Here is a 26,016-nt window from a genome sequence, read left to right as displayed (position 1 = left end):
CTGCCCATTGAATTTTAATTATAATGGAGATTGAAATTATGAAAAGATGTATAGATCTTCTAATGGCTGTCTTCTTATTCATCATCCTTTCCCCCATATTAATGATTCTATCTATGATGGTTTATGTTAAATTAGGGTCTCCGATCATCTTTAAACAGCTTCGGCCGGGTTATCTGGAAAAGCCATTTTATTTATATAAATTTCGATCCATGACAGACTTGAAGGATGAAAATGGCAACTTATTGCCTGATGAAGAGCGGATAACCCCTTTTGGCCAATGGATAAGGAAATATAGTTTGGACGAATTGCCACAGCTCATTAACGTCATAAAGGGAGACCTTAGTTTAGTTGGTCCAAGACCTTTACTAATGGAATACCTCCCACTCTATAATTCCGAACAGGCAAAAAGGCATCTAGTCCGTCCAGGCATTACTGGGTGGGCACAAGTAAATGGCAGAAATAATGTACCATGGGACGAAAGGTTTAAACTAGATGTATGGTATGTGGAAAATCAAAGTCTTTTGTTAGATTTAAAGATTCTATTTCTTACCTTAAAGAAAGTCCTAAAGAAAGAGGGCATTAACTATGAAGGCCATGCGACTATGTACTATTTTACAGGAACAGAGACTCCAGACGTGAGCAAATTTAGAATTTTAGAGTCGGAGGCAGAATGGAAGGAAGCAATAGCCAAGTTTAATGATTTAGATATATTTTATTCTCCAAAGTACGCTCAAGCTTTTGCCAAGATTGAAAAAGGAAAAGCGAAAGCTGCATTTTACGAGAGTCATCATACAAAAATGTTATACCCGTTCATTTTGCGAGATATTCCGTTTTTAGATAATCAATATAAAGATATAGTTACTCCATATGGGTACGGAGGTCCTATTATGGAAGGAGATATTCAGGAGATTGATGACTTTTACTCTTTATTCTCTCAATATTGCAATAAATATCATATTGTTACAGAGACAATCCGGCTACATCCTTTAAACGACAATCAGGAATATGTTAAAAACGTGGCAAACATTCGGTTCCTTATGAATACTGCTGCCGTTGATCTTCAAAAACCATATTGGGATATATGGAAAGCATATTCTACTAATAATCAGCGAAATATTAAAAGAGCACAAAAAATGGGGATGAGTGCAAATTCAGTTCCTAAAACACCAGATAATATGGCTATCTTTCATCAATTATATGAACAAACGATGAAGAGAAATAATGCAAATGCAAACTACTATTTTTCTAGAGACTTTTTTAGTGAATTGTTAGCAGAAGATCCATTATATAAGTCATATCTTTTATTCGTACACTATCAAGAACGAGTAATTGCAGCAGTGGTTTTATTAATTGGTAAGGAATTTGCCCACTATCAATTTGGAGCTTCTGATAGCGATTATTTGCACTTAAGACCGAATAATTACCTATTTGATTTTATGATTAAATTTTCTCAGGAAAGAGGAGCAAAACTGCTTCATCTCGGTGGAGGATACGGAGGAGATGACGGGTTATTTCGATTTAAATCATCCTTTTCTAATATCCCATACTATTCTTACTATTTAGGAACAAAAATATATAATGAGAATATTTTCCAACAATTAAATGAGCTGGCCAAGAAACAAGATTCCTATAATCCTAATTACTTTCCGCCTTATCGAAGTGTGATATGAATTTATAGATATAAGAGGTGTAAATAGATGAAAAAAATCTATCTTTCCACTCCGCATATGACTGGGAAGGAGAAAGAGTATATTAATCAATCTTTTGAATCTAATTGGGTAGCTCCACTCGGACCAAATGTTGATCACTTTGAAAAGGAAATCACTCAGTATGTTGGTTCTAAGGACGCAGTAGCATTAAGTTCTGGCACAGCTGCCATACATTTGGCACTTAATTTACTCGGGGTAGGTAAAGGGGATACCGTCTTTTGTTCGACTCTAACTTTTATTGCAAGTGCCAATCCAATTGTATATCAAGGTGCTACTCCTATTTTTATAGATTCCGAACCAGATACATGGAATATTTCTCCTGCAGCGTTAGAAAAAGCTTTGGATGATGCAAAGAAAAATAATAAATTACCTAAAGCGGTAATTGTTGTTCATTTATTTGGCCAGCCTGCTAAATTAGACGAAATCCTAAATATATGCGGCTATTATAGCATTCCGATCATTGAAGATGCTGCAGAATCAATGGGAAGTTTATATAAAGGAAAGCAAACTGGAACCTTTGGTGAATTTGGAATTTATTCTTTTAATGGCAATAAAATCATTACCACATCAGGTGGAGGGGCACTCGTTTCAGACAATCTCGATGAATTAAAAAGAGCAAGGTTTTTAGCGGCACAGGCAAGAGAACCGGAAATTCATTATGAACATAAATATGTTGGTTATAATTATCGAATGAGTAATTTATTAGCAGGGGTAGGCAGAGCACAGCTTGAAGGGCTGGAAGAGCGAATACATTTAAGAAGGAAAGTATTCGAAAGATACATGTCGGAATTAGGAAATATACCAGGTATAGAATTTATGCCTGAATTAAAGGAGACAAAGTCAAATAGATGGTTAACTGCTCTTACAATGGATAGCAAAATAATCAAAATTAGCCCAAATAAATTGATAAAATTTTTAAGTGAAAAAAATATCGAGGCTAGACCCATTTGGAAACCATTACATCTGCAGCCAGTATTCAAGGATTATCATTGCTATAATCATTTTGAAAATAAAAACTTTTCTATCGACTTATTTAATCGTGGGATTTGCATTCCTTCAGGATCGAATCTAACTTTAGAGGATCAGTATCGAGTGATTGAAAATTTTAAAATAGCCCTAGAATTAGGTTTATGAATGGGGCCCATCATCATAAAAGCAGGTGATGACAATAAAGAAGGCAGCATTTATTGGGACGGTTATGTCTAGCTATGAAGCTTTGGAAGAATTATTGGAGAATCAGGTAGGTATAACAGGTGTTTTTACGCTGGATAAGGCCTATTCGAAAGGTGTTTCAGATTATGCAGATTTAAAGCCTCTTTGTGAAAGGTTCTTCGTGCCATATTACACCTTCAGAAATGTAAACGATGAGCATGTCATTCATAAACTAAGAATAATGGCTCCAGATTATATTTTTGTTATTGGCCTCTCTCAACTAGTAAAGCGAGAAATCTTGGACCTTCCACCTTTAGGGTGTATTGGCGCTCATCCATCATTACTTCCAAAAGGCCGCGGAAGAGCCTCGTTACCGTGGGCAATCATAAATGAAGATAAAATAAGTGGCATGAGTGTTTTCTACTTGGAGGAAGGTGCAGACTCAGGAGCCATTATATCTCAAAGGCAATTTACTATACATCCTAATGAAACATCCAAGACTCTCTATAATAAGGCTGTTTGCAGTCTTAGAGACATATTAAAAGAAATTGCCCCACATGTAAAAAAAGGAACAGTCAGTGCCACTCCTCAAAGTGAGAATCTGGCGACTTACACGACAAAACGTATTCCGACTGACGGCTTTATTAATTGGGAGACAATGAGTACACATGAAATTGACAGGCTAATCCGAGCGACAACATACCCGTATCCGGGAGCTTATACTTATTATAAGAAGAAAAAGCTTATCATTTGGGAAGCATCTATAGTGAAATCAACTGAATTTATTGCCATTCCAGGACAAATTCTAAAAGTTACAGAGAGTCAGACAGTGTGGATAAAGACAATTGATGGCGTCCTTGAACTTAAGGAAGTATCATATGAAGGCAATAATGGAATAAGTGGTGATTTCATTAGTTTAATTGGATATAAGCTAGGAATTAATCTGGCAGAATTAATTGAGGAGTTGTTATCATGAGAGTCTTAGTGATTGCGGCACATCCGGATGATGAAATACTCGGTCTCGGCGGAACGATTGCCAAGCATACAAGCCAAGGCGATGAAGTGCACATTTTAATGGTAACAGAAGGCTCTTCTACTCAATATAAAGATCGGCCAGAAATGATTAAACAAAAGAAAAAGGAAATGTCAAAGGTTAAAGATATTTTGAATATTGGGAACATACATTTCGTCAATTTCCCTGACATGAGGCTGGATACACTGGCACATATTGAAGTCAATAATCCAATAACAAAAGCGATTCATAAGCTTCAGCCCGAAGTGGTATACACACACTTCTATGGTGATGTTAACAAAGACCATCGAGTCATTTTTGACTCTACAATGGTTGCTGTTCGCCCATCAGCAGATTTTGCCGTTAAGAAAGTAATCTGCTATAATACTCCTTCTTCAACAGAATGGAATGTTCAGCAGGGACATACGGCTTTTATGCCTAATATGTATGTAGATATTACTAGTTTCTTAGAAAAAAAGCTGAAGGCACTTAATGAATACAAGAGTGAAATGAGAAAGTACCCACATCCAAGATCCCTTGAAGCTATTAAAATTCATGCTAATTATTGGGGAAGCCATATTGGTGTGGAAGCAGCAGAAGCGTTTATGCTCGTTAGAGAGATTAGATAAAGTGAAAAAAACAAATGAATCAGTAAAAAAGATGGAGAGCTTGCTCTCCATCTTTTTTACTTTGCCCCATGCGCCCTATGTGCCAACCGGCTAGATGCAGCCGCTGCAATCGCTCCAACAATATCATCTAAAAAGGTATGGACTTTTCCAGAGGATTTATCATTCAGATCTTTTAATATTCCGGGTTTTAACTTATCAATATAGCCAAAATTAGTAAAGCCAATCGATCCATATACATTCACAATAGATAAGGCTAGTACCTCGTCCACACCATACAGACCTTCATCAATTTCAACTACATGCTGAAGCGGTTCTGACAGTTGTTTCTTTTCAGCAAGGACATCTAGCTGGATGCCAGTTAAGACTGCGTTTTGGACTTCCCTTTTGGATAGGACACGTTCCACATTTTCAATGCAAACTGACATTTGTAAATCTGGGTGATATTTTTCTTGGAGGAAAAAGACTAATTCTGCAATATCCTGAATTGATACTCCCCGTTCCTGCAGCCATTTGCGCGCTGTTTGCTCAATCAAATCTACACTTTTTTCTTCGTTCATCGGCTCCACCTTTTTCCTGTTAGTTTCAATATATATATAACCTATTTATAGAAATTATTCCATCGTCCTTATGTTTAGGAGTCGAAAAATGGACATCCTTCTCATTTTTGCCTTCATACAACTAGTTATTCAAGAAAAGCACAAGTTCTGCTATTTCTATACATATATTTCGTTAAGGAGTTCATTACCTTTATAAGGCGGTGTGAAATGTTAAAACTGCTTAAATCGCAATACGGACTACAGGCTGATGATGAAGTCAGAATTGGAAAGTACAAAGCATACAGGAGTCAGGAACAAATTTATATTCTTGTCCCAATTGGCGGTATGACGGAAGACGAGCTTAGTGAATTAAATATGCTCACAGATCATCTAGTTAAGAGCGGTGAAAAATATTGCGGTACTATCATTAAGACAAAGGAAGGAAAACAATTTAGTGAATGGGAAAACGGAAGATATTGTGTTCTTATGAATAAACAGGTGCAAAATCGAAAATTACAGCGAAGCGGAAGAAAGCTAGCGAAGTTTCATTTCAGGGGCAGGTCGGTTTCGTTTCCAGTAAAAAAGGTTAGCAGGATTGGTCAGTGGAAGCAATTGTGGGAAACAAGATTAGATCAAATGGAAAAAGTATGGAATGAAATGCTCTTTCAACAGCCAGAACATGAATTTGACCAGATGTTTTTAGAATCATTTCCTTATTATAGGGGGATTGCTGAAAATGCCATTCAATATATTGTGGACACAGAAATTGATGATAACCCGGGCGCAACGGATAGTGGCACGATTTGCCATATACGATTCACGGAAAAAATATGGGACCACACTTATTATATGAAAAATCCATTTGATTGGGTCTTTGATCATTCGTCAAGAGATCTTGCAGAATGGACGAGAGAGAAATATTTCCGCAATATTAAAACGTACGAGCCAGTGCTCCGGCAGTTTATGAAGGATTATCAAAGTATCGTTCCATTAACCCCTTTCTCTTGGAGACTATATTTTGCCCGTCTTTTGTTTCCGCTTCATTATTTTTATTGCATTGAAACGTATTATGGATCTAGCTCAGAGCAAGAGAAAAACACACTCGAAGAAAGACTGCATAAGTTTCTCCAGCAATCCGATGAGCATGAGCGCTTTTTAGGAAGCTTCTATGATTTTGCCGAAGTGCCTGTACAAAAGTTTAGAATACCCCTGATCGGCTGGCTGAAAAAATAATGTGATAAGGGAACTGTTCATTGTCCCAATGCCAATTTTCTAAGCGACTTCATTTGAGTCGCTTTTTTTTTATAAAAAATTTTTTCTGTAAATCCGCAGTAGTAAGCGATTACATCCATATTAGTCTGAAAATAACTATTGTAAAAATGGATATTTCCCTCTATAATGTCTACTATACAAATACAAATGTACATACAGAAAGAACAACTTGAGAGGGGAATGAAAGTGAACGCAATCTCGATCGGATTATTAGGGTTAGGAACAGTTGGTTCAGGTGTCGTCACGATTATTGAAAATCATCAGGATAAGCTTATGCACCAAATAGGCTGTCCCGTAAAAGTGAAGAAGATCCTTGTTAAGGATTTAAATAAAGCAAGATCAGTAGAAATATCTGCAGAAAAGTTAACGATAGATCCGGAAGATATCATTAATGATCCTGAAATTGATGTCGTTATTGAAGTAATGGGCGGCGTTGGTGAAACGAAGGATTATATTATGAAGGCTTTGAAAAATCGAAAGCATGTCGTAACGGCAAACAAGGATTTAATGGCTGTACATGGCTCAGAGCTTTTAAAGATTGCTTCAGAGCATGACTGTGATCTATTTTACGAGGCGAGTGTTGGCGGGGGAATCCCGATTTTAAGAAGCCTTGTGGATGGTTTGGCTTCAGATAGAATTACGAAAATGATGGGAATTGTAAACGGAACAACGAACTTTATTTTAACAAAGATGAGCAAGAACGGCAGTGCCTACGAAGATGTTCTAAAAGAAGCACAAGAGCTTGGCTATGCAGAGGCTGACCCGACTTCTGATGTTGAGGGACTAGATGCCGCAAGAAAAATGGCTATACTGGCAACGCTTGGTTTTTCCATGGAAATAGATTTAGATGATGTTAAGGCTGAGGGGATTTCTAACGTCACAGAGGAAGACTTGCAGTATGGCCGCCAGCTTGGCTATACGATGAAGCTTATCGGGATGGCTGAAAGAGATGGGGATAAAGTGGCGGTAAGTGTTCAGCCGACTTTGTTAGCTGACACACATCCACTTGCATCTGTTCATGATGAATTCAATGCTGTTTATGTTCATGGAGAAGCTGTAGGCGAAACAATGTTTTATGGACCAGGAGCTGGAAGCTTGCCAACAGCTACAGCTGTAGTTTCAGATTTAGTTGCTGTGATGAAAAATATGCGTTTAGGTGTAACTGGAAAAAGCGCTGTTACTCCGCAATTCGAAAAGCAGCTGATGGGTCCAAATGAAATTTTCTCGAAGTATTTCTTACGCTTGCATGTAAAAGATGAAGTAGGCGTTTTCGCGAATATTACTTCGATTTTCTCAGAACACCATGTGAGCTTTGAAAAAATCCTTCAAATGCCGCTGAAAAATAAAGAGCTTGCAGAGATCGTTCTGGTTACTCATCAGGCTTCATTACAAGATTATCAAGATATTTTAGTTAAATTAAGAGATTTACAGGCTGTACAAACAATCGAAAGCTCGTATCGAGTTGAGGGGAGCGCAAGTGTATGAGATGGGAAGGATTACTAAAAGCATATAAAGAGTATTTGCCAATTAACGAAAACACACCACTACTAACATTGAATGAAGGTAATACACCATTAATTAGACTTGATAAGCTTTCTGATGAATGGGGAATTGACCTATATGTGAAAACAGAAGGCACAAATCCGACTGGTTCCTTTAAAGACCGTGGGATGGTTATGGCTGTAGCAAAAGCGAAGGAAGAGGGGAGTGAAACCGTCATTTGTGCTTCCACAGGGAATACATCGGCAGCTGCAGCAGCATATGCGGCACGAGCTGGGCTTCGTTGCATTGTTGTTATTCCAGAGGGGAAAATTGCGATGGGCAAGCTAGCGCAGGCTGTTATGTATGGTGCAGAGATTATCTCAATTGAAGGAAACTTCGACCAAGCATTGGCGATGGTTAGAAAAATCAGTGAAACAGAGCCTATTACTCTCGTAAACTCTGTGAACCCATACCGCCTTGAAGGCCAGAAAACAGGCGCCTTTGAAATTTGTGATCAGCTTGGCGGCAAAGCACCGGATATTCTTGCACTTCCTGTCGGAAATGCAGGCAACATTAGTGCGTACTGGAAGGGCTTTAAGGAATACAATGAAGCGAAGCAAACAGGGCTGCCAAAAATGCATGGATTTGAAGCAGAAGGTGCAGCTGCGATCGTTCATAATAAAGTATTTGAAGATCCTGAAACCATTGCGACTGCAATTCGAATCGGCAATCCTGCAAGCTGGAGCTTAGCTAATGCAGCTTTAGAAGAATCCAATGGAAAGATTGATGAAGTAAGTGATGAAGAAATTCTCTATATGTATAGAAAGCTTGCTTCTACTGAAGGAATTTTTGCTGAGCCGGCATCATGTGCCTCATTAGCGGGTATTTATAAACAGCTGCGAAATGGAGAAATTCCGCAGCATTCTAGAGTGGTTGCCATTCTTACAGGAAATGGCCTGAAGGATCCGAATGTGGCGATCGAATGCAGCCCTATTAAGCCTATTGTGCTTCCAAATGATGAGGTTGCGGTGGCTGAACATATTAAGGGAGTTGTCCATGTATGAGCGAAGGGGAAATGCTCATCATTAAAGTCCCGGGAAGCTCCGCAAACTTAGGACCTGGATTTGATTCAATTGGGCTTGCACTAAATGTATATTTAACTCTTGAGGTTGAAGGAGCAGATCATTGGGAGGTTGTCCCTTTATCTGAGCACTTGAATGTATTTCCAAATGATGAAACAAATTATATAATTCAAATTGCTATGAAGACAGCAGAAACATATAATCAAAAGCTGCCTAGCTGTAAAATTAGCGTAAGCAGCGATATTCCTCTCGCAAGAGGTTTAGGCTCTAGTGCTGCAGCTATTGTCGCTGGAATTGAATTAGCGGATGCCCTCTGCAATCTTCATTTATCAGAGCAGGAGAAATTGGAATTGGCTTCTCGAATCGAAGGTCATCCTGATAATGTCGGCGCCTCCCTTTTAGGGGGATTAGTAGTCGGCTGTCAAAGAGGAGAAGATGTAAGTGCTGAAGTCTTTAATCATTTAGCACTTGATGTAATTGCCGTTGTTCCTAAAGATGAGCTTTTAACGAAGGAGTCCCGGGGCGTTTTGCCTAGCAGCCTTTCCTATAGTGAAGCGGTACAAGCAGGGGCCATCGGGAATGTTCTCATTGCAGCTCTATTCAGCAGCAATTTTGAGCTTGCTGGAAAAATGATGAAGGCAGATTTATATCATCATCCTTACCGGAAAGAGCTAGTTCCTCATATGGCCATTATTGAGGAAAATGCAATTGAACTTGGCGCTTTTGGGGTAGCTTTGAGTGGTGCGGGTCCAACCGTGCTATGTTTGGCGGAGGAAGGCAAAGGGAAAGCTGTTGCAGAAGGATTATCTAAGCTGTTTCCAGAAATGGATTGCCGCAGCTTGAAAATTGATCAGGTCGGCAGTCAGGTCTATACTGAATCACGAAACGGTCTTCTATGTAAATAATAAAAAAGCGATGTCAGACGAGACATCGCTTTTACCATATCAAGCATCAGAATACTTGTTCAACCTCTACAACACCAGGTACTTCTTCTAATAATGCACGTTCGATACCTGCTTTTAGTGTGATCGTTGAACTTGGGCAAGTACCGCATGCGCCCAGTAAGCGCAGCTTTACGATTCCATCCTCTACATCAACTAGTTCGCAGTCTCCTCCATCGCGTAGAAGGAATGGACGCAATTTATCTAATACTTCTTGAACTTGCTCAATCATTGTTGTTTGTTCAGCCATTTAAATCTACTCCTTTCTTTATATTTATTATAATCATTATGAGTTGAAAAATCTATTTAAAGAAATGGATTTCCGCTCAAATCGAAATTTAGTAAGGTTTCTAACGTCATTATCATGTAAAATGAATATAAGATTCATTTAAAGGGGGAAAAGGGAATGCAAAGAGAAGTGGAATTAACTGTTTATGGAGCAGAGGTATTATGTCCAAGCTGTGTAAACCTTCCTTCCTCAAAGGAAACATATGAGTGGCTTCAAGCTGCGCTAAGCCGAAAGTATCCAGACCAGCCTTTCAAAATTACGTATGTGGACATCCACAATCCACCTGAAGAAGCTGAGAAACAGGAATTTGCTCAAAGGGTAATTGAAGAGGATATGTTTTACCCGGTCGTCCTAATTGAAGATGAGGTAGTTGGGGAAGGCAATCCAAAGCTAAAAACCATTTATTCAGTAATGGAAAAACACGGATATAAAGCAGAGTAGAAAAAAAGAGCATTTCCCGAGGGAGATGCTCATTTTTTTCAAGGCGTATCCACCTTTTTTTTTAAAAAAAGTATCAATTATACAAGATATCCCGAATGTGATTCTATGGTCTTATCCCCGGTGAAATTTATACATCCAAAGAATTCCTGATTTCAGAAGTCTTGCTACTCGGCCTGTAATGGCTCGATCGGCTACGACTCCGAATCCGTGCTTACTGCCAAGGGAGCCAAGTACCCCTTTTAGCTTTATCGTTGGCAGTGATTCTGGAAGTTCTTCACTTTTCCATCGTTTCAATAGGACTTGAACAATTTGCTCAGCCTGTCCTTCAGCCAGCTGGGCGCTTGGTGCATGTGGAAGGCTTGCACAGTCCCCAACAACATACACATGTTCATCTGAGGGGAGGTTATGATACTTAGTAAGCACAACCCGCCCTTGTGGATCTTTTTCCACATCCATATCACGAACGATCTTATTAGGCTGAATGCCAGCGGTCCAAACGATTGCATTACATGGAATCGGCTCATCATGATTAAAAAGAACATTTTCTTCTACACGGGTAATATTTGAATGACTAATAATTTCTATCCCATTGCTGTTAAACCAGTTTTCAACATACATGCTTAATCTTTCAGGGAAGGCAGAAAGGATATGATTCCCTCTATCAAATAATTTAATGTTTAAATCCGGACGGCTTTCGTAAAGTTCTGATGCAATCTCAACCCCGCTTAATCCAGCACCGACAATACCAACAACGGACCCTGGAGATAAGTTATTTAAAGCTTGGTATGTTGCACGAGACTTTTCAATGGTTTGAATACTTAGTGTGAATTCATTTGCACCAGGTACATTATGATATTTATCTTCACAGCCTAAACCGATAATTAAATCATCATAACGAACCGATGTGTTGTCAAGCAAGGTAACCTTTTTGTTTTCAAGATCAATGCCGGTGATTTCGCCAAATTTTATTTCGAGTCTTGGGTGCTCGGGATAGGCCACCCGTACTTGTTGATCAGAGATGGTCCCAGCTGCTAATGCGTAATACTCTGTTTTTAAACAATGATAAGGAACCCGATCGATTAAAGTAATGGAAACATCATCTGGCAGCTGATTAGGAAGAAGACGTTCAAGTGCCCTCATTCCCCCATAGCCACCGCCAAGTATTACAAGTTTTTTCATATTGTATCCCCTTTTATGTCCGCTCTGTAAAAAAAACTGTGCTGAAATAGTATATATAAATCGCTTATCCCATAGAAAGTATATCTAAAATGTCATAAAATCACAACCTTAATAACATTGTAGCTTGACAATAATAGCCATATGATGTATTGATGAAAATCTTTATATTGTTCCTTCTTTATTAAAGGCTATATCAGCAATACTATTGATTTCTAGCCCTATACATACATGGGAACGGATTTTATTCGGGACAAAAACATTCTAGAATATGTGAGCAGATGGCGGTTAACCATTATTAAAGTGAAAATATTGCAGAAATCGATGAAAAAAGGTAGCATGGAAAAGGGTTCATGATTAAAAAGAAGTATTCGAATTGATAGCTTCAGACTGAGGTGATCGTAGTGATAAAGCCCATCATTGAGTTTTGTGTCAGCAATTTAGCAAGTGGATCTCAAAAGGCGCTGGAAATACTAGAGAAGGATTATGACCTTGATGTTATTGAATATGGATGTTTAGGCTACTGCGGGAAATGTGCATCTACTTTATTTGCTCTCGTAAATGGCGAGGTCGTTACAGGAGAGACTCCTGATGAGCTAGTTCAAAATATCTATCAATATTTAGAGGGAAATCCAATGTTTTAATATATTAAACAAATAGGGAGAAAAGAAGATTTTGCCTTTTCATTATGTCATGAAAAGGTTGGCATTTCTTCTTATCCCCCTTTTTTTATGCTTGGTTCGCTGTCTTCTGGCTGTCACGCATTTCATACCATCTTTCTCTAGCCATTTCGATAATACCCGATTCGATGGACCGGTTTTGCTGCTCAATCACCTTGGAAAAGAATTTAACAGCCTGATCATTTTGATGGGTGCGTCTAGAAAGCTCGCCTATTAAATACATAAGCTTAACTTCAGATACTTGTGTTCCTCTAAAATCATCTGCCATATAAGAGTCTACATATGTTTTTGAAGCCAGCTTCAAAAATCTTTGCTCCTGTTCCTCATTCTGCAGGCTCCGATAAATCCACGCTAACCTCATGTACATGCCAGCAATAGTGATATACTTCTCTTTTTTCAGCAAGCCGCAATAGACGGCTAATTTATATGTTTTGATAGCATCTCCTAATTTTCGCTTCTGTCCAAGATCATGGGGATTCCATTGGTCGCAGACCTTAGCTTGTATGACTTCAATGGTTCCGGGTGGAAAATAAGGAGAAAAATCGCTTGTTGAAGAATATCCGCAATGAGGGCATACCTCAACGTGATAAAGAATCGGATTTGCTTCCTCAGAGGTATAATTAGGGCAGAAATCAGTATCATAGTCCTTTACCTTTGTAAACCTGGAACGCAGCTTTTTACTAGTAAACGATTTTTTGCACATTCTACATTCGCACTTTTTGTCGAAGATGGGTTCAATTTCAGTCATCATGATCGCTCCTAGGAAAAATGAATTAGGTGTGCTGCAAGATATATATACCATTATAACTAAAAATATCCTCCGTTGCATGATAAAAGCACTAATTCATCTAACCTTGGTACATCAATTGAAATGAAATTTGAATAAAACTGATTAGTTGAGGTCACGAACTGTAGTGTATATACTATTATAGAAAGAGGGAGTTTTCATAGTTTATACCGTGAAAAAGTTTAAAATAAGATTTCAACAATAAATGAATTAAGGAAGTGAAGATAAATGAGTGATGTTGTTATTTTGACAGATGCTGCTGCTTCGCAAATTAAGGAAATGATGAAGGCTAATGAAGAGGAAAATGCCTTATTAAGGGTTTCTGTAAAAGGCGGGGGATGCAGCGGATTATCTTATGGAATGGGTTTTGCCCATGAAGTAGAAGAAAATGATAGCCAATTTGAGCAGCATGGGATCAAGATTGTTGTTAGCAAAGAGGACGCACCGATCCTGAATGGAACGAAAATTGATTATAAGCAATCGATGATGGGTGGCGGGTTCACGATTGATAACCCGAATGCGATTGCATCATGCGGGTGCGGGTCATCATTCCGTACGGCAACAGCAGCTGGTACGCCAGAGGAATGTTAATAAAATAGGGTGCCTTATAAGCACCCTTGCCTTATAAGCACCCTTGTATGATTTAATCAAACATGGAGCTGCTATGCATTGGCTGGATTTTTGCTTTTGGATCAATATATGCCTTTGCATTGTTGACCGCTGTTGGTGCTTCACCAAAGCCGCATGCGATTAGCTTTACTTTCCCCTCATATGTGCAAATATCTCCTGCTGCATAAATGCCTGGAATATTTGTTTCCATTTTGGAATTGACAACGATGGAGTTCTTTTCAATGTCAAGGCCCCATTCTTTAATTGGACCAAGGGAAGAAACAAAACCGTAGTTACAGATGACCGCGTCTACATCAATCGTTTCTTTTGACTTATCATTAACACCTTCTAGCACAACTTGCTTAATACCCTTGTCATCTCCGATTAATTCTGCTGGGACAAATGGTGTTTTTATATCAACTTTAGAATTATGAAGATTTTCAACGCTATGCTCATGGGCACGGAATTTATCCCGACGGTGAACGATGGTTACCTTTTCAGCAATCGGCTCTAGCATAAGCGCCCAGTCAACTGCAGAGTCCCCTCCGCCAAATACAACAACCTTTTGACCAGCAAATTGCTTTAGGTCATCAATAAAATAGTGAAGGTTTTTCCCTTCATATTGTGCAGCACTTTCTAATTCCAGGCGTCGCGGTTGGAAGGCACCGTTTCCTGCCGTAATAATTACTGTTTTAGTATAATGAATTTCTTTATTCGTTGTTAGCTTAAAAATTCCGTCTTCCTGCTTCTCAAGCTTCTCTACAGATTGTTCAAGTGCTGTTGCCGGTTCGAATTTGGCCATTTGCTCTTTCAAATTATTAATTAATTCTTGGGCGCGAACTTTAGGAAATCCTGCTACATCATATATGTACTTCTCTGGATATAGGGCTGATAATTGGCCGCCAAGCTGTGGCAAGCTTTCTATAATTTTAACAGAAGCCTGTCTCATTCCGCCATAGAAAGCAGTAAATAAACCAGCAGGACCTCCGCCAATAATCGTTATATCATACACTTTTTTATCTTCTTTCACTTTATCTCCCCCCATCTATAATAGTGCAATTTCACAGTATATAATAACATATTATATTACAAAGCTCACTTCCTTGTTAAAAATATTATGAATAAACAAATATTTTACCATTATCACAATACATTTTGTTAATTATGAACTGAATTTTCCGAATATTTCCCCCTGCCGTTTTTAGGCTTGAAATCCAAATAAAAAACGAATAATATGATGGTAGATAGAATGTTAATTTTTTGTGACAAATTTCTTAATTTTTTTTGACATCTTTAGTGAATTACATCACAAACTCTTGATATTCTTAATGTATTAAGAGTAATTGAAAACAGATAATAATAAATAAAATTTTCTAAAAGGTGGAAGATATACATTGAGAAAGCAAAAGATTGTTATATTAGGTGCAGGTTATGGTGGTTTAATGACTGCGACTCGGTTGCAAAAGGCAATAGGAGTCAATGAAGCTGATATCGTTTTAGTTAACAAAAATGATTATCATTATGAAACAACGTGGCTGCACGAGGCATCTGCAGGTACTCTTCACCATGATCGAGTGAGATATGATATTAAAACGGTTATTGATCAAAACAAAGTTGATTTTATTATAGATACCGCAGTGGAAGTGAAAACGGAAGAGAAAAAGGTCATTCTTGCAAATGGCGAGATTGATTATGATTATTTAGTCGTTGCTCTTGGCGGTGAATCTGAAACATTTGGCATAAAGGGCTTGAAAGAGTATGCCTTTTCAATTGTGAACGTGAACTCGGCACGACAAATCCGTGAGCATATCGAATATCAATTTGCTACTTATAATACGGAAGCTGAGAAGAAGGATGAGCGTCTAACGATTGTTGTTGGGGGAGCTGGCTTCACTGGAATCGAATTTCTTGGTGAATTAGGAAACCGCCTTCCGGAGCTTTGCAGTGAGTATGACGTTAATTTTCAGAAGGTAAAGGTCATCTGTGTTGAAGCAGCACCAATGGTTCTGCCTGGGTTTGACCCAGAGCTAGTGGAGTATGCTGTGGCACATTTGGAGAAAAAGGGCGTAGAATTCCGCATTGGCACAGCGATTAAGGAATGTACACCTGAAGGAATATTCGTAAGCAAAGGCGAGGATGAGTTAGAAGAAATTAAAGCAGGTACGGTGATCTGGGCAGCGGGTGTTCGCGGAAACTCTTTAATTGAGAAATCAGGCTTTGAGGCTATGCGAGGCCGTGTAAAAGTCCAGCCAGATTTAAGAGCACCTGGTCATGAAAATGTATTCATTATTGGGGATTGCTCCCTTATCATTAACGAAGAAATTAACCGTCCTTACCCTCCAACTGCACAAATTGCCATGCAGCAGGGAGAGGTTTGTGCTAGAAACATTACAGCTCTTATTCGCAATAAAACCGAGCTTGAATCGTTCAAGCCAGACATTAAAGGAACTGTATGTTCACTAGGGGAAGACGATGCAATTGGTGTTGCGTTCGGGAAGAAAATGTTTGGGGCGAAAGCTTCATTTATGAAGAAAATGGTCGACAACCGTGCCCTATATATGATTGGCGGCCCATCACTAGTAATGAAAAAAGGAAAATTTAATCTATTATAAAATCGATAAAATAAAAAGCCTGAGGAAACATTTCTTAGGCTTTTTATTTTTTTATAAAAGTAAACCTGCAAATAAAAAGATTTAACGTGCATATAATCAAAAAAATTTATGGTACTATCAATTTAGAATCAAAAAGGGGGATTGAATATGAGCCAAAAAAGGGGAAAGGTTTGGCTGGCGGTTTCCGGGCTTGTCATTTCACCAGATAGTAAATGGCTTGTAGTCAAAAAGAAATATGGAGGGCTAAAGGGAAGCTGGTCCTTGCCAGCTGGCTTTGTGGACCCAGGCGAAACTGCTGATGAAGCAGTCATTCGGGAAGTAGAAGAGGAAACGGGAATTAAGTGCACTGTTAAAGGGATGATTGGTCTAAGGACGGGAGTTATTAAAGATGAGATTAGCGATAATATGATAATTTTCGTGCTTGAAGCCTTGCCTGAGCAGACAATTCAAGTGCAGGATGGAGAGCTTTATGATGTTCAGTTTATCGATCCGCTAGAATTAGCTGAAGATGAAAATGCGTCCATACTACTCAAATATTTAGCTAATCGTTCGGATTCGTCGGCAAAGCCATTAATGGATGGAATGAACCCTGGAGATCAGTTTGGCTATACAGCATATCGGTTATTTTTATAATCTAATAGGGCAATTTAACTAAATATAATAATTGACTCCCAAATCTACATTCAGTAAACTATTTATTGATGTGCTGAGGGAGGAACGGAATCAATGCAGATGACTATTTTCGTATTGCCAATTTCCATGCTGCTGTTCTTTGTGTTATTTTTTGGAATTGGATTTATTTTAAATATGCTGCTAAGAATGTCATGGATCATGGCAATTATTTATCCAATTGTTGCAATACTAATAATTGATAAGGTGCGTTTTATCGAGTATTTTCAAAATGCTAAAGAATCGTTTTCTAGTCTGGGAAGTGAACTATCCCAGCTTGCCACAGCGGATGTACTGATTTTGAGCAGTGGGATGGCAGGTGCCATTGTTGCCGGCATTACGATTAAAGTTCTTCGTAAAAAAGGGTATCAAATGTTTTAGACTAATTTCTATGAGTAGGAAATCTCTGTATTGAGCAGGGATTTTTTTATTTGAAAAAAATCAAGAAAAACCTATATAATTCAGGCTTTTTGGATCATAAAAGTCTTTTTTCAGATAATTTAATTTATTTTTTTGGCTCTTCTGTGAATATTCTCATGAAAGTTGGAAATGAATATTCTTGGGAGGAGTGAAAATTTAAATGAATAGAATTAAAACTTGGACAAGACGTTTAGTAATGTCAACTTTGTTTTTAGCAGCATTATTAACAACCTTTCAATCCATATCTGGAGTACAGGCTAAATCTATTGTCAATTATTTTAATAGTGATGATTTTCGTCAAAGTAAGAATTCGGATGACCATCCTTTTAGTCATACATTTAAGAGTGTGGGAATCGCCTATAAATATTTAAAGCAGATTGTAAATGTAGATTTAAAAATATCCTCTAGCCGAGCGGTATCTGGAACGCCGCCAAAATTAGAGGAAGCTATTGATTGGTCACAATATCCGGTGAAAAAGGTAATAGCTACGGGCTATACCGCTTTCTATGAATCAACAGGAAAAAATCCTGGTCATCCTGGATTCGGTATTACATATTCAGGCGTGAAGGTGAAAAGAGATTTGTATTCAACAGTGGCAGCCGATTTGAATGTATTCCCAATTGGAACGATTATTTTTGTTCCTGATTATGGGTATGGAGTCGTTGCTGACAAAGGTGGAGCGATAAAAGGAAATAAGGTTGACCTATATTTTGAAACAGTTGATGATGTTTATAATGAATGGGGAAAAAAGACAATTGATGTTTATGTTGTTGAGATGGGTGACGGAACTCTTACAGAAGAAGAATTACATGCTTTAAATGAAAATGAATCCATGCAGGTTTTTCGTCAACAATATATTAAATCAGAGCGAAAATAAAAAGTACAGGCAAATTCATTAAAAACGAATTTGCCTGTTTTTTATAACTGCCTTTTTTGCGGTCTATTGAATAGATGCATAAGCTTCAGGATGAATTTTTTTCGCAAGCCTAATCGCTCCTTCAATCAAACGGGGAGATGGCCTGCAGTATAGTTCTTCCTCCAAAACGAGTATATGCTGATTTCGAACAGCGTCCAACTGATCCCATTTCGGTCTTTTCCTAACTATATCAGGATTGACTTTTTCCTTCCGAACACCAACCCATGCAAGGCAAATATAATCGGGGTTTCGGCGATATACATCATCCCAATCTGTTTGAACACTCGCCAATTCTACATCTTTAAATAAGTTAACTGCTCCAGCAAGTTGACTAATTTCTGTTAGCCAATTGACTTGACCTGGGGTAAAGACAGGCTTCGGCCACCATTCCCAATAAAGAGAAGGCTTTTTCTCTATATTCGCTGCTATCTTTATTAATTCTTCGATTTGTGATTGGAATACCGAAGAAGCTTTTTCGCCGGCCTCAGGCTGAGCTAATGCTTTTGCGGTAATAATTAAATCATTTTCAATATCTTTTAGGCTTTGTGGATTTAGAATGATATGGGGGATGTTTCTTTTCTCTAATTCTTCAATGTTTTTTTCCATCCCAGGCACACTCAAAGATGCCAGAACTAAATCTGGCTGCAACTCTTCCACTTTATCCATATGAATCGATAAATCTGGCCCTAGCCGGGGCAAATGCTTAATTTGTTCTGGCCAGTCAGAAAAATCATCAACCCCTACAAGAAGATGAGTTAAACCTAAATATTCCACTAGCTCTGTATTACTTGGACATATAGAAACGATTCTCAATGAATTCACACCTTTTGATTAACATTAAGCAGATATTTATTAAGAAATAATATAATGTAGAAAAAGTGTTAACAGAATGCCGGTTAAGCCGCCAAAAAAAACTTCTATTGGTTTATGGCCAAGCAATTCCTTTAATTCCTTCCTTTTCTCTTGTTCACCTTTTTTTTGCCAAACCTTTGCTTCTTCCACAAAATGGTTAAAATCTGACATTAATTGATTTAATACAATGGCTTGTTCTCCTGCTTGTCTACGAACTCCTGTCGCATCAAACATTGTGATTATGGCAAATACAGCAGAAATTGCAAACACTGGTGAGTCTAAACCCGTTTCTAGCGCAACACCAGTTGAAAGTGCGGTTACGGCTGCAGAGTGAGAGCTTGGCATCCCGCCTGTGCTCGTAAGCAATGCCCAATTAACCTTCCTTGTAGCAATAAAGTGAATCGGGACTTTAACAAATTGAGCAAAGAAGATAGCCGCAATGGCTGACCAAAGAGGAAAATTCAATAATAAATCCATTTATTAACCACCTTTTAAACAAAGGAAACATATTTAACTCTACAGATTTTTTAGAAAAATTTCGACAACTTTGCGCAGAATTAAATCCTTTTGTTAAAATGATAATAATAATTTTCTGATAGTGCAATGGTTTTAGAAGGAAAAGCGGAGGGGAAATGTATAGTTTATGTAAATCTCTTACAAGGGAGTGATTCGAATGCAGGATTACCCACTAGAATATTATGAGTTTTTTATCAAGTTTAACGAAGGGGATTACTATACTTGCCATGATCTTCTTGAAGAAATGTGGATGACTGATAAGGGAAATTTATTTTTTAAAGGGCTGCTGCAAATGAGTGTAGCGATTTATCATTATGAATACGGCAATATTAAAGGTGCAAGGCTTATGATGAAGGCCGCACATGATTATTTACAGGATTATCGCCCAATGCATTGGGGGATTGATCTTGAACAGGTCTATTCATTTATTGAGAAATGTCTTGCACTTTTTCCACAGGATATTGATAGAGTTCCCTTTGAAGAAGTTGGTACTCTTCCCAAATTACCACAATTAATACTGTTATTAAATGATTAGATAGTCGAAATAATTTCCTTTTTTCGCTATAATGAGAGCATCAAATATGGAGGTGGAAATATGTTTACAGTATTAAAGGAATTAAATTATGCAAAAGAACATGAATGCCTCATCCTTGGAATTTTCGAAAAGCCCAATAAATTCGATGGAGTTCTTTCGAGTCTGGACAATGAATTTGGCGGCCAATTAACAGATCTTGTCAGAAACGGTGATTTATCTGCTAAGAAGAAGGCTGTTTCAAAAGTACATACATTTGGGAAAATCGGGGCAAAAAGATTATATGTGGTCGGTCTTGGCCGCGAAACTGATTATAGCTTTGAAAGTTTGCGTGAGGCGCTTGGGAAAACGTTTAAAGCTGTAAAAGCAGATAAGCTTCTGGATGCAGCAGTGCTTCTCCCATCATTAGTAAACGAGAATGTAGATGCATTAGATGCAGCACACGCTGTAGGTGAAGCACTTACATTATCAACGTATTCCTTCGCAGGCTATAAACAAAAATCGAATGAGCCTGAAAAAGCCATTGAGCACGTTACTGTATATAGCGATTCTTTAGAGGAAGAGGAAATTAAAGCAGCTTTAACGGTCGGCTATACATATGGTAAAGCAACGAATTCAGCCCGGACTCTTGTTAATCTGCCGGGCAATATGCTGACTGCTACAGATATGGCCAACTATGCTTTAGAATTAGCGGCTAAATATGACTTTGAAGCAGAAATCCTTGAAAAGGAAGATATGCTTAAGCTCGGCATGGGAGCTTTATTAGCAGTTAACCAAGGCTCTGTTGAACCTCCTAAAATGATTGTCCTCAAATATCAAGGGAAAGAAGAATGGAAGGACGTCATTGGTTTAGTCGGAAAAGGTATTACATTCGATACAGGAGGCTATTCAATTAAGCCTAAAGATGGAATTGTTGGCATGAAATCGGATATGGGCGGTGCCGCTGCTGTTCTTGGAGCTATGGAAATTATAGGTGAGCTTAGGCCAGAACAGAATGTTGTCGCGGTTATCCCTTCAACTGACAACATGATTAGCGGAAATGCGCTTAAGCCTGATGATGTCATCACCTCTATGAGCGGCAAAACGATTGAAGTGCTAAATACAGATGCTGAAGGCCGCCTTGCTTTAGCAGACGCGGTAACGTATGCGAAGTTTCATGGGGCTAACTATTTAGTGGATGTTGCGACATTAACGGGAGGAGTCATTGTTGCTCTCGGAAATGAAACGACAGGTGCCTTAACTAATAATGAAGCACTATGGGAACAAGTACTTGAAGCATCATATGAAGCAGGAGAGCCTATCTGGAGACTCCCGTTGTTTGAAAAGGATAAACAAAGAATAAGAAGCAGCAAGATTGCTGATTTAAATAACTCTCCAGGACGAGAAGGACATGCAATTATGGGAGGAGGGTTTGTGGGAGAATTTGCTGAAGGTACACCTTGGGTGCACCTTGACATCGCTGGAACAGCAACGACTCGCAAAGAACATAATCTTGGCCCATCCGGTGCAACAGGCGTAATGGTACGTACACTGGCTCTGCTTGTTGAAAGATTTGAAGTATAGGACACTTCTCCAGTCTGAATGGAAATGGGTCAAGGAATGTTCCCTTGACCCGAGTCTCCTTTTTTAATGAATAGGTTAAGCGATTCTTTCGCTTAACCTAAAATCCAAAAAGGGATGTAATAATATTTTTTCTTTTTAATTTTTCTTTGGGCTTTTCTTTATCAAATATTAATAGACTTTCTGGGGGCAGCCCTTTTTTTAGACTGCTCTGCTTATTTTCAAGTGTTTCGATCCGTTCAGTTAAATTCTTAATAATGCCTTGGAGATCCTCAATCTCACGGCGGTGCTGCAGCAGCTGATAGGTTACCACATCATCCGCTTTCCCGTTTAATCTTTGTTCCAGCAGCTCGACTTTCTCCAGTAGCTTTTCAGTAGATTTGTCACTGATATTCACGGTTGTTTTTATACTTCCTTTCCTTGGCTTCCCTTCGCTTACAGTTACATTCTGCAGAATAATCCCTTTATTAAGCTGATCTTGAACGTGTTTAAGCATTTGAATATCTTCTTCCTTGAACAAATAATGACCAAGCTCGTTCCGTTCCATTTGGAGCCCCAGCTGTCTTACCCAACGCTGTACTGTGCTTGGCGAAACCCCTAACAACTTTGCAACAGCACTTGTATTCACACTGATCCCCTCCTTCATTAATTTATGAATTCTTCCAATAAAAATAAACTCCTTCCCATATGACAAAACTAGTTTATATTCGGCAAAGAAAGTGGAGATGCTACATCATTTTTATCATTATCTATTAATGGATAAAGGGTGATTTAAAGTAAGTAGTTATCGGAATACTGCAAAAACTAACGAATTAATTACAAGTGCTCGAATAATGTTGATTAATCTGAATTCAGTTATTATACTTAAGGTGCTTATAATTTTTTGAATGTTAGGAAAGGGGAATATTTTCTATGATTATTGGGGTACCAAAAGAAATAAAAAACAATGAAAACCGTGTGGCTGCAACACCAGCTAGTGTATATACACTTGTTAAAGCGGGTCATCAAGTATTAGTAGAATCAGATGCAGGCCTTGGAAGCGGCTTCACAAACGAAGATTATAAAGAGGTTGGAGCCGAAATCGTTCCTACAGCTGCTGAAGCATGGGCTGCAGAAATGGTTATGAAGGTTAAAGAACCGCTTGAGTCTGAATATACATATTTCCGTAAGGGATTAGTATTATTCACTTATTTACACTTAGCAGCTGAGCCTGAATTAGCTAAAGCTTTAATAGAAACAGGCGTTACTGCGATTGCATATGAAACAGTAGAAGTGAATCGTACATTGCCATTGCTTACACCAATGAGTGAAGTTGCTGGCCGTATGGCAACTCAAATTGGCGCACAATTCTTACAAAAGACAAACGGCGGAAAAGGAATCCTTCTTGCAGGAGTTCCAGGCGTATCACGCGGAAAAGTTACAATTGTCGGCGGTGGAGTAGTTGGTATTAATGCTGCGAAAATGGCAATCGGTCTTGGTGCTCAAGTTACAATTATCGACCTTAGCCCTGAGCGTCTTCGCCAATTAGATGATATTTTCGGCAACAGTATCCAAACATTAATGTCTAACCCATTCAACATTGCTCAAGCAGTTAAAGAAAGTGACCTTGTAGTTGGTGCTGTTCTAATTCCAGGTGCTAAAGCTCCTAAATTAGTAACTGAAGAAATGGTTAAGACAATGGCTCCTGGTTCAGTTGTTATTGACGTGGCTGTTGACCAAGGCGGAATCTTCGAAACAGTTGACCATATTACAACTCATGACAACCCAACATATGAAAAGCACGGCGTTGTTCACTATGCTGTTGCTAACATGCCTGGTGCTGTTCCTAGAACTTCTACAATTGCACTTACAAACGTTACAATCAACTATGCTTTACAAATTGCTAACAAAGGTGTTAAGAAAGCAGTTGAAGACAACGCATCGTTAAAGCTTGGTGTTAACGTTCTTAACGGACATGTTACTTACCAAGCAGTTGCTAAAGACCTTGGCTACGAGTATGTGTCTGTTGATCAAGCTTTCGAAAACTAAGATATATTAAGAAATGAATGTTACCCCTTTGGCCCAGTGGCTGAGGGGGTTCATCATTAAATTTGACATTAGATCGTTTTATTTATATAATTTCCAAAAATAGAGTAAATACATTGACGAGGATTAGTAAAGTGATTCTAGTTTATCTTAGAGAGGAAGCCATTTGCTGAAAGGCTTCTATAAACGGCCACTTGAACCTGCCTCTGAGTTCTGTATCGGATATTAATGAAGATACAAGCGGGCCCAAATCCGTTATCATGATTCGAGAGTAAAGCTATGCTTTAAATTAGGGTGGTACCGCCATGCATTGGTCCCTAATTTGAAGTATAGCTTTTTTTAATAAGGGATAGGGAGACGGTTCTAGTGTCTCAGCTAAATGAGACATCAGAACCGTCCCCTTGTCTCTCAAAATTAAAAAGAGGTGTAAAAAATGGCTAAAGAATTTGTTAAAGATATTACAGCAATGGATGATGATTTTGCCCAGTGGTACACAGATGTTGTAACGAAGGCAGATTTAATCGACTATTCAAGTGTGCGCGGATGTATGATTATGCGCCCTTACGGTTATGCATTATGGGAGAATATTAAGAATGAACTGGATCAGCGCATTAAAGATACAGGTCATGAAAATGTGTATATGCCGCTATTTATTCCAGAAAGCCTGCTTCAAAAGGAGAAAGACCATGTTGAAGGATTTGCTCCAGAGGTAGCTTGGGTAACGCACGGGGGATCAGAGGAGCTGACAGAACGTTTAGTTGTTCGCCCTACATCTGAAGTTCTTTTCTGTGAGCATTATAGTAATATTATCCACTCTTATCGTGATCTGCCAAAGTTATACAATCAATGGGCAAACGTTGTGAGATGGGAAAAAACAACAAGACCGTTCCTGCGTACGATGGAATTCCAGTGGCAAGAAGGTCATACTTGTCATGCAACGGATGAAGACGCACATGAAGAAACAAAGCAAATGCTCGATGTATATACGGATCTTTGCGAAAATATCCTCGCTATACCAGTGGTAAGGGGCAGAAAGACTGATAAAGAAAAGTTTGCAGGAGCTAAGTTTACGTACACAATTGAAAGCTTAATGCATGATGGAAAGGCACTGCAATCTGGAACATCTCATCATTTAGGAGATGGATTTGCGAAAGCGTTTGACATTCAATATTTAGATAAAGAAGGAAAACAGCAATATGTACATCAAACATCATGGGGATTAACGACCCGCATCATTGGAGCCATGATCATGGTCCATGGAGATGACAGAGGACTTGTGATTCCGCCAAAAGCCGCTCCAACACAAGTGATGATTGTTCCAATTGCTCAACATAAAGAAGGCGTTCTTGATTTTGCCTATGACTTAAAAGAGAAGCTTTCTAAGCTTGCACGTGTGGGCATTGATGCAAGCGATAAAAAGCCAGGCTGGAAATTTAATGAATATGAAATGAAAGGTGTTCCACTTCGTTTAGAGGTTGGCCCGAAGGATATCGAAAATAACCAAGTCGTACTTGCTCGCCGCGATACTGGGGAAAAATTGATTGTTAGCATGGATCAATTAGAGACAAAGCTAACAGAGATTTTAGATGACATTCAACAAAATCTATATAATAAAGCAAAAGAGCTTCGCGAACAAAAAACATATGTTGCTACAACTTATGATGAATTCAAAGATACATTCGCTAATAAATCAGGGTTCGTAAAAGCAATGTGGTGCGGAGAGCTTGAATGTGAAGAAAAAATTAAAGAAGAAACAAGCGTTACTTCAAGATGTATCCCATTTGAACAAGAAGTTGTTTCATCTGAGTGCGTCTGCTGTGGACGTGAAGCGAAGGAGCTAGTTTATTGGGCGAAGGCTTATTAATAAAAAAGTGCTTCATGTTGACCGTGTTTGAGAAAATTCGGCTGGGAGGGTCACCAGAAGTGGAGTTAGATGCCCGCTCCGGCATAAAATCAGTGTTCGCGGTCATCAGAAGTGAAATTGGATTCCAGCTTAAGCCACTTCCCGAGGTTACGAATAGTGTCTTACTCTTTTCAGTTTCTCCTTAACCTAATAGAAGCCCACTCAAAGTTGCAGAAATTGCATATTAAGTAGTGTAGGTAAAAAAATTAGGAGG

At 38.6% G+C, this 26,016-nt stretch carries 26 protein-coding genes, 2 pseudogenes and 1 other annotated feature; of the genes and pseudogenes, 20 read left to right on the top strand and 8 right to left on the bottom strand.

Going from position 1 to position 26,016, the window contains the following annotated elements; genetic code table 11:
- Positions 1-38: 38 nt before the first annotated feature.
- The 5 genes and pseudogenes from RRV45_RS18305 to RRV45_RS18285 all read left to right on the top strand — a co-directional run.
- Positions 39-620: pseudogene (locus RRV45_RS18305) on the top strand (sugar transferase); the annotation flags it as partial.
- The gene (locus tag RRV45_RS18300) at positions 603-1,670 is read left to right on the top strand and encodes a GNAT family N-acetyltransferase (protein ID WP_315669082.1); all 1,068 of its coding nucleotides are present in this window, start codon (positions 603-605) and stop codon (positions 1,668-1,670) included. The pseudogene RRV45_RS18305 and the gene RRV45_RS18300, both read left to right, overlap by 18 nt.
- Positions 1,671-1,697: 27 nt before the next feature.
- On the top strand, positions 1,698-2,843 hold the full coding sequence (locus RRV45_RS18295; RefSeq protein WP_315666089.1) for an aminotransferase class I/II-fold pyridoxal phosphate-dependent enzyme: 1,146 nt from the start codon (positions 1,698-1,700) through the stop codon (positions 2,841-2,843).
- 28 nt (positions 2,844-2,871) lie between these two features.
- The gene (locus RRV45_RS18290) at positions 2,872-3,837 is read left to right on the top strand and encodes a methionyl-tRNA formyltransferase (protein ID WP_315666088.1); all 966 of its coding nucleotides are present in this window, start codon (positions 2,872-2,874) and stop codon (positions 3,835-3,837) included.
- Positions 3,834-4,502: a PIG-L deacetylase family protein gene (locus tag RRV45_RS18285; RefSeq protein WP_315666087.1), complete on the top strand. Its 669-nt coding sequence runs from the start codon at positions 3,834-3,836 to the stop codon at positions 4,500-4,502. Before RRV45_RS18290 ends, RRV45_RS18285 begins: the two co-directional genes overlap by 4 nt.
- Positions 4,503-4,558: 56 nt before the next feature.
- On the opposite strand, the gene RRV45_RS18280 is transcribed toward RRV45_RS18285, so the two are convergent.
- Positions 4,559-5,059 carry a phosphatidylglycerophosphatase A family protein gene (locus tag RRV45_RS18280; RefSeq protein ID WP_315666086.1) on the bottom strand — a complete coding sequence of 167 codons (501 nt, stop codon included), beginning with the start codon at positions 5,057-5,059 and terminating at the stop codon, positions 4,559-4,561.
- Positions 5,060-5,266: 207 nt separating this feature from the next.
- Between RRV45_RS18280 and yutH the strand changes: the two genes are divergently transcribed.
- From yutH to thrB, 4 genes are all read left to right on the top strand, one after another.
- Positions 5,267-6,271, top strand: coding sequence for a spore coat putative kinase YutH (yutH, locus tag RRV45_RS18275; RefSeq protein ID WP_315666085.1), 1,005 nt, complete (start codon positions 5,267-5,269; stop codon positions 6,269-6,271).
- A gap of 225 nt (positions 6,272-6,496) precedes the next feature.
- Entirely contained in the window at positions 6,497-7,795 is a 1,299-nt protein-coding gene (locus tag RRV45_RS18270; protein ID WP_410489306.1) for a homoserine dehydrogenase, read from the top strand.
- A complete protein-coding gene (gene thrC / locus RRV45_RS18265) occupies positions 7,792-8,856 on the top strand; it encodes a threonine synthase (protein ID WP_315666083.1) in 1,065 nt (354 codons plus the stop codon). The genes RRV45_RS18270 and thrC overlap by 4 nt, the downstream gene beginning before the upstream one ends.
- Complete coding sequence (gene thrB, locus RRV45_RS18260; protein WP_315666082.1) at positions 8,853-9,779, top strand: homoserine kinase; 927 nt, start codon at positions 8,853-8,855, stop codon at positions 9,777-9,779. The genes thrC and thrB overlap by 4 nt, the downstream gene beginning before the upstream one ends.
- A 46-nt stretch (positions 9,780-9,825) precedes the next feature.
- Here the strand turns inward: thrB and RRV45_RS18255 are convergent.
- Positions 9,826-10,056 (bottom strand): annotated as a pseudogene (locus RRV45_RS18255) (NifU family protein); the annotation flags it as partial.
- A 165-nt stretch (positions 10,057-10,221) separates the two neighbouring features.
- Here RRV45_RS18255 and RRV45_RS18250 point away from each other — a divergent pair.
- Positions 10,222-10,545 (top strand): YuzD family protein, encoded by a 324-nt coding sequence (locus RRV45_RS18250; RefSeq protein ID WP_315666081.1) that lies wholly within the window; start codon positions 10,222-10,224, stop codon positions 10,543-10,545.
- Between the two features lie 111 nt (positions 10,546-10,656).
- On the opposite strand, the gene RRV45_RS18245 is transcribed toward RRV45_RS18250, so the two are convergent.
- Positions 10,657-11,724 carry an NAD(P)/FAD-dependent oxidoreductase gene (locus tag RRV45_RS18245; protein ID WP_315666080.1) on the bottom strand — a complete coding sequence of 356 codons (1,068 nt, stop codon included), beginning with the start codon at positions 11,722-11,724 and terminating at the stop codon, positions 10,657-10,659.
- 401 nt (positions 11,725-12,125) lie between these two features.
- Here RRV45_RS18245 and RRV45_RS18240 point away from each other — a divergent pair, with 401 nt between their 5' ends.
- Positions 12,126-12,365 (top strand): YuzB family protein, encoded by a 240-nt coding sequence (locus RRV45_RS18240; RefSeq protein ID WP_315666079.1) that lies wholly within the window; start codon positions 12,126-12,128, stop codon positions 12,363-12,365.
- Between the two features lie 85 nt (positions 12,366-12,450).
- Here the strand turns inward: RRV45_RS18240 and RRV45_RS18235 are convergent, their stop codons facing one another.
- Positions 12,451-13,149 (bottom strand): DUF2225 domain-containing protein, encoded by a 699-nt coding sequence (locus tag RRV45_RS18235; RefSeq protein WP_315669081.1) that lies wholly within the window; start codon positions 13,147-13,149, stop codon positions 12,451-12,453.
- A 267-nt stretch (positions 13,150-13,416) separates the two neighbouring features.
- Here RRV45_RS18235 and RRV45_RS18230 point away from each other — a divergent pair, with 267 nt between their 5' ends.
- The gene (locus tag RRV45_RS18230; RefSeq protein WP_315666078.1) at positions 13,417-13,779 is read left to right on the top strand and encodes a HesB/IscA family protein; all 363 of its coding nucleotides are present in this window, start codon (positions 13,417-13,419) and stop codon (positions 13,777-13,779) included.
- A 52-nt stretch (positions 13,780-13,831) separates the two neighbouring features.
- On the opposite strand, the gene RRV45_RS18225 is transcribed toward RRV45_RS18230, so the two are convergent.
- Positions 13,832-14,827 carry an NAD(P)/FAD-dependent oxidoreductase gene (locus RRV45_RS18225; RefSeq protein ID WP_315666077.1) on the bottom strand — a complete coding sequence of 332 codons (996 nt, stop codon included), beginning with the start codon at positions 14,825-14,827 and terminating at the stop codon, positions 13,832-13,834.
- 364 nt (positions 14,828-15,191) lie between these two features.
- Between RRV45_RS18225 and RRV45_RS18220 the strand changes: the two genes are divergently transcribed.
- The 4 genes from RRV45_RS18220 to RRV45_RS18205 all read left to right on the top strand — a co-directional run bounded on the left by RRV45_RS18220 (position 15,192) and on the right by RRV45_RS18205 (position 18,375).
- Entirely contained in the window at positions 15,192-16,409 is a 1,218-nt protein-coding gene (locus tag RRV45_RS18220; protein WP_315666076.1) for an NAD(P)/FAD-dependent oxidoreductase, read from the top strand.
- A gap of 147 nt (positions 16,410-16,556) precedes the next feature.
- Positions 16,557-17,042: an NUDIX hydrolase gene (locus RRV45_RS18215; protein ID WP_315666075.1), complete on the top strand. Its 486-nt coding sequence runs from the start codon at positions 16,557-16,559 to the stop codon at positions 17,040-17,042.
- A 93-nt stretch (positions 17,043-17,135) separates the two neighbouring features.
- Entirely contained in the window at positions 17,136-17,459 is a 324-nt protein-coding gene (locus tag RRV45_RS18210; protein ID WP_315666074.1) for a YuiB family protein, read from the top strand.
- A gap of 199 nt (positions 17,460-17,658) precedes the next feature.
- Positions 17,659-18,375, top strand: coding sequence for a 3D domain-containing protein (locus tag RRV45_RS18205; protein ID WP_315666073.1), 717 nt, complete (start codon positions 17,659-17,661; stop codon positions 18,373-18,375).
- Between the two features lie 63 nt (positions 18,376-18,438).
- Here RRV45_RS18205 and RRV45_RS18200 read toward each other — a convergent pair whose 3' ends face one another.
- Both RRV45_RS18200 and RRV45_RS18195 read right to left on the bottom strand, forming a co-directional pair.
- Positions 18,439-19,227 (bottom strand): cobalamin-binding protein, encoded by a 789-nt coding sequence (locus RRV45_RS18200; RefSeq protein WP_315666072.1) that lies wholly within the window; start codon positions 19,225-19,227, stop codon positions 18,439-18,441.
- Between the two features lie 39 nt (positions 19,228-19,266).
- Complete coding sequence (locus RRV45_RS18195) at positions 19,267-19,743, bottom strand: divergent PAP2 family protein (RefSeq protein WP_315666071.1); 477 nt, start codon at positions 19,741-19,743, stop codon at positions 19,267-19,269.
- Positions 19,744-19,939: 196 nt separating this feature from the next.
- Here RRV45_RS18195 and RRV45_RS18190 point away from each other — a divergent pair, with 196 nt between their 5' ends.
- The gene (locus RRV45_RS18190) at positions 19,940-20,317 is read left to right on the top strand and encodes a DUF309 domain-containing protein (protein WP_315666070.1); all 378 of its coding nucleotides are present in this window, start codon (positions 19,940-19,942) and stop codon (positions 20,315-20,317) included.
- Between the two features lie 60 nt (positions 20,318-20,377).
- Positions 20,378-21,877 (top strand): leucyl aminopeptidase, encoded by a 1,500-nt coding sequence (locus tag RRV45_RS18185; RefSeq protein ID WP_315666069.1) that lies wholly within the window; start codon positions 20,378-20,380, stop codon positions 21,875-21,877.
- 97 nt (positions 21,878-21,974) lie between these two features.
- On the opposite strand, the gene RRV45_RS18180 is transcribed toward RRV45_RS18185, so the two are convergent.
- Positions 21,975-22,502, bottom strand: a complete 528-nt coding sequence (locus tag RRV45_RS18180; protein ID WP_315666068.1) for a MerR family transcriptional regulator — start codon at positions 22,500-22,502, stop codon at positions 21,975-21,977.
- A 284-nt stretch (positions 22,503-22,786) separates the two neighbouring features.
- Between RRV45_RS18180 and ald the strand changes: the two genes are divergently transcribed.
- Together ald and proS are read left to right on the top strand one after the other, a co-directional pair.
- Positions 22,787-23,902 carry an alanine dehydrogenase gene (ald, locus tag RRV45_RS18175; protein WP_315666067.1) on the top strand — a complete coding sequence of 372 codons (1,116 nt, stop codon included), beginning with the start codon at positions 22,787-22,789 and terminating at the stop codon, positions 23,900-23,902.
- Positions 23,903-24,006: 104 nt separating this feature from the next.
- Positions 24,007-24,221 (top strand) — a binding site (T-box leader).
- A gap of 111 nt (positions 24,222-24,332) precedes the next feature.
- Entirely contained in the window at positions 24,333-25,763 is a 1,431-nt protein-coding gene (gene proS, locus RRV45_RS18170; RefSeq protein WP_315666066.1) for a proline--tRNA ligase, read from the top strand.
- Positions 25,764-26,016 lie beyond the last annotated feature (253 nt).

This window comes from Bacillus sp. DTU_2020_1000418_1_SI_GHA_SEK_038, assembly GCF_032341175.1.
GTDB lineage: Bacteria > Bacillota > Bacilli > Bacillales > Cytobacillaceae > Cytobacillus.
The sequence above is the reverse complement of the archived record's forward strand: the minus strand, read 5'-3'. Positions and strand labels throughout refer to the sequence as shown.

Coding starts and splice junctions, on each gene's coding strand:
- RRV45_RS18300 (WP_315669082.1), top strand. CDS start 603: ATGTACTATTTTACAGGAACAGAGACTCCAGACGTGAGCAAATTTAGA.
- RRV45_RS18295 (WP_315666089.1), top strand. CDS start 1,698: ATGAAAAAAATCTATCTTTCCACTCCGCATATGACTGGGAAGGAGAAA.
- RRV45_RS18290 (WP_315666088.1), top strand. CDS start 2,872: ATGACAATAAAGAAGGCAGCATTTATTGGGACGGTTATGTCTAGCTAT.
- RRV45_RS18285 (WP_315666087.1), top strand. CDS start 3,834: ATGAGAGTCTTAGTGATTGCGGCACATCCGGATGATGAAATACTCGGT.
- RRV45_RS18280 (WP_315666086.1), bottom strand. CDS start 5,059: ATGAACGAAGAAAAAAGTGTAGATTTGATTGAGCAAACAGCGCGCAAA.
- yutH (WP_315666085.1), top strand. CDS start 5,267: ATGTTAAAACTGCTTAAATCGCAATACGGACTACAGGCTGATGATGAA.
- thrC (WP_315666083.1), top strand. CDS start 7,792: ATGAGATGGGAAGGATTACTAAAAGCATATAAAGAGTATTTGCCAATT.
- thrB (WP_315666082.1), top strand. CDS start 8,853: ATGAGCGAAGGGGAAATGCTCATCATTAAAGTCCCGGGAAGCTCCGCA.
- RRV45_RS18250 (WP_315666081.1), top strand. CDS start 10,222: ATGCAAAGAGAAGTGGAATTAACTGTTTATGGAGCAGAGGTATTATGT.
- RRV45_RS18245 (WP_315666080.1), bottom strand. CDS start 11,724: ATGAAAAAACTTGTAATACTTGGCGGTGGCTATGGGGGAATGAGGGCA.
- RRV45_RS18235 (WP_315669081.1), bottom strand. CDS start 13,149: ATGACTGAAATTGAACCCATCTTCGACAAAAAGTGCGAATGTAGAATG.
- RRV45_RS18230 (WP_315666078.1), top strand. CDS start 13,417: ATGAGTGATGTTGTTATTTTGACAGATGCTGCTGCTTCGCAAATTAAG.
- RRV45_RS18215 (WP_315666075.1), top strand. CDS start 16,557: ATGAGCCAAAAAAGGGGAAAGGTTTGGCTGGCGGTTTCCGGGCTTGTC.
- RRV45_RS18210 (WP_315666074.1), top strand. CDS start 17,136: ATGCAGATGACTATTTTCGTATTGCCAATTTCCATGCTGCTGTTCTTT.
- RRV45_RS18205 (WP_315666073.1), top strand. CDS start 17,659: ATGAATAGAATTAAAACTTGGACAAGACGTTTAGTAATGTCAACTTTG.
- RRV45_RS18195 (WP_315666071.1), bottom strand. CDS start 19,743: ATGGATTTATTATTGAATTTTCCTCTTTGGTCAGCCATTGCGGCTATC.
- RRV45_RS18190 (WP_315666070.1), top strand. CDS start 19,940: ATGCAGGATTACCCACTAGAATATTATGAGTTTTTTATCAAGTTTAAC.
- RRV45_RS18185 (WP_315666069.1), top strand. CDS start 20,378: ATGTTTACAGTATTAAAGGAATTAAATTATGCAAAAGAACATGAATGC.
- ald (WP_315666067.1), top strand. CDS start 22,787: ATGATTATTGGGGTACCAAAAGAAATAAAAAACAATGAAAACCGTGTG.
- proS (WP_315666066.1), top strand. CDS start 24,333: ATGGCTAAAGAATTTGTTAAAGATATTACAGCAATGGATGATGATTTT.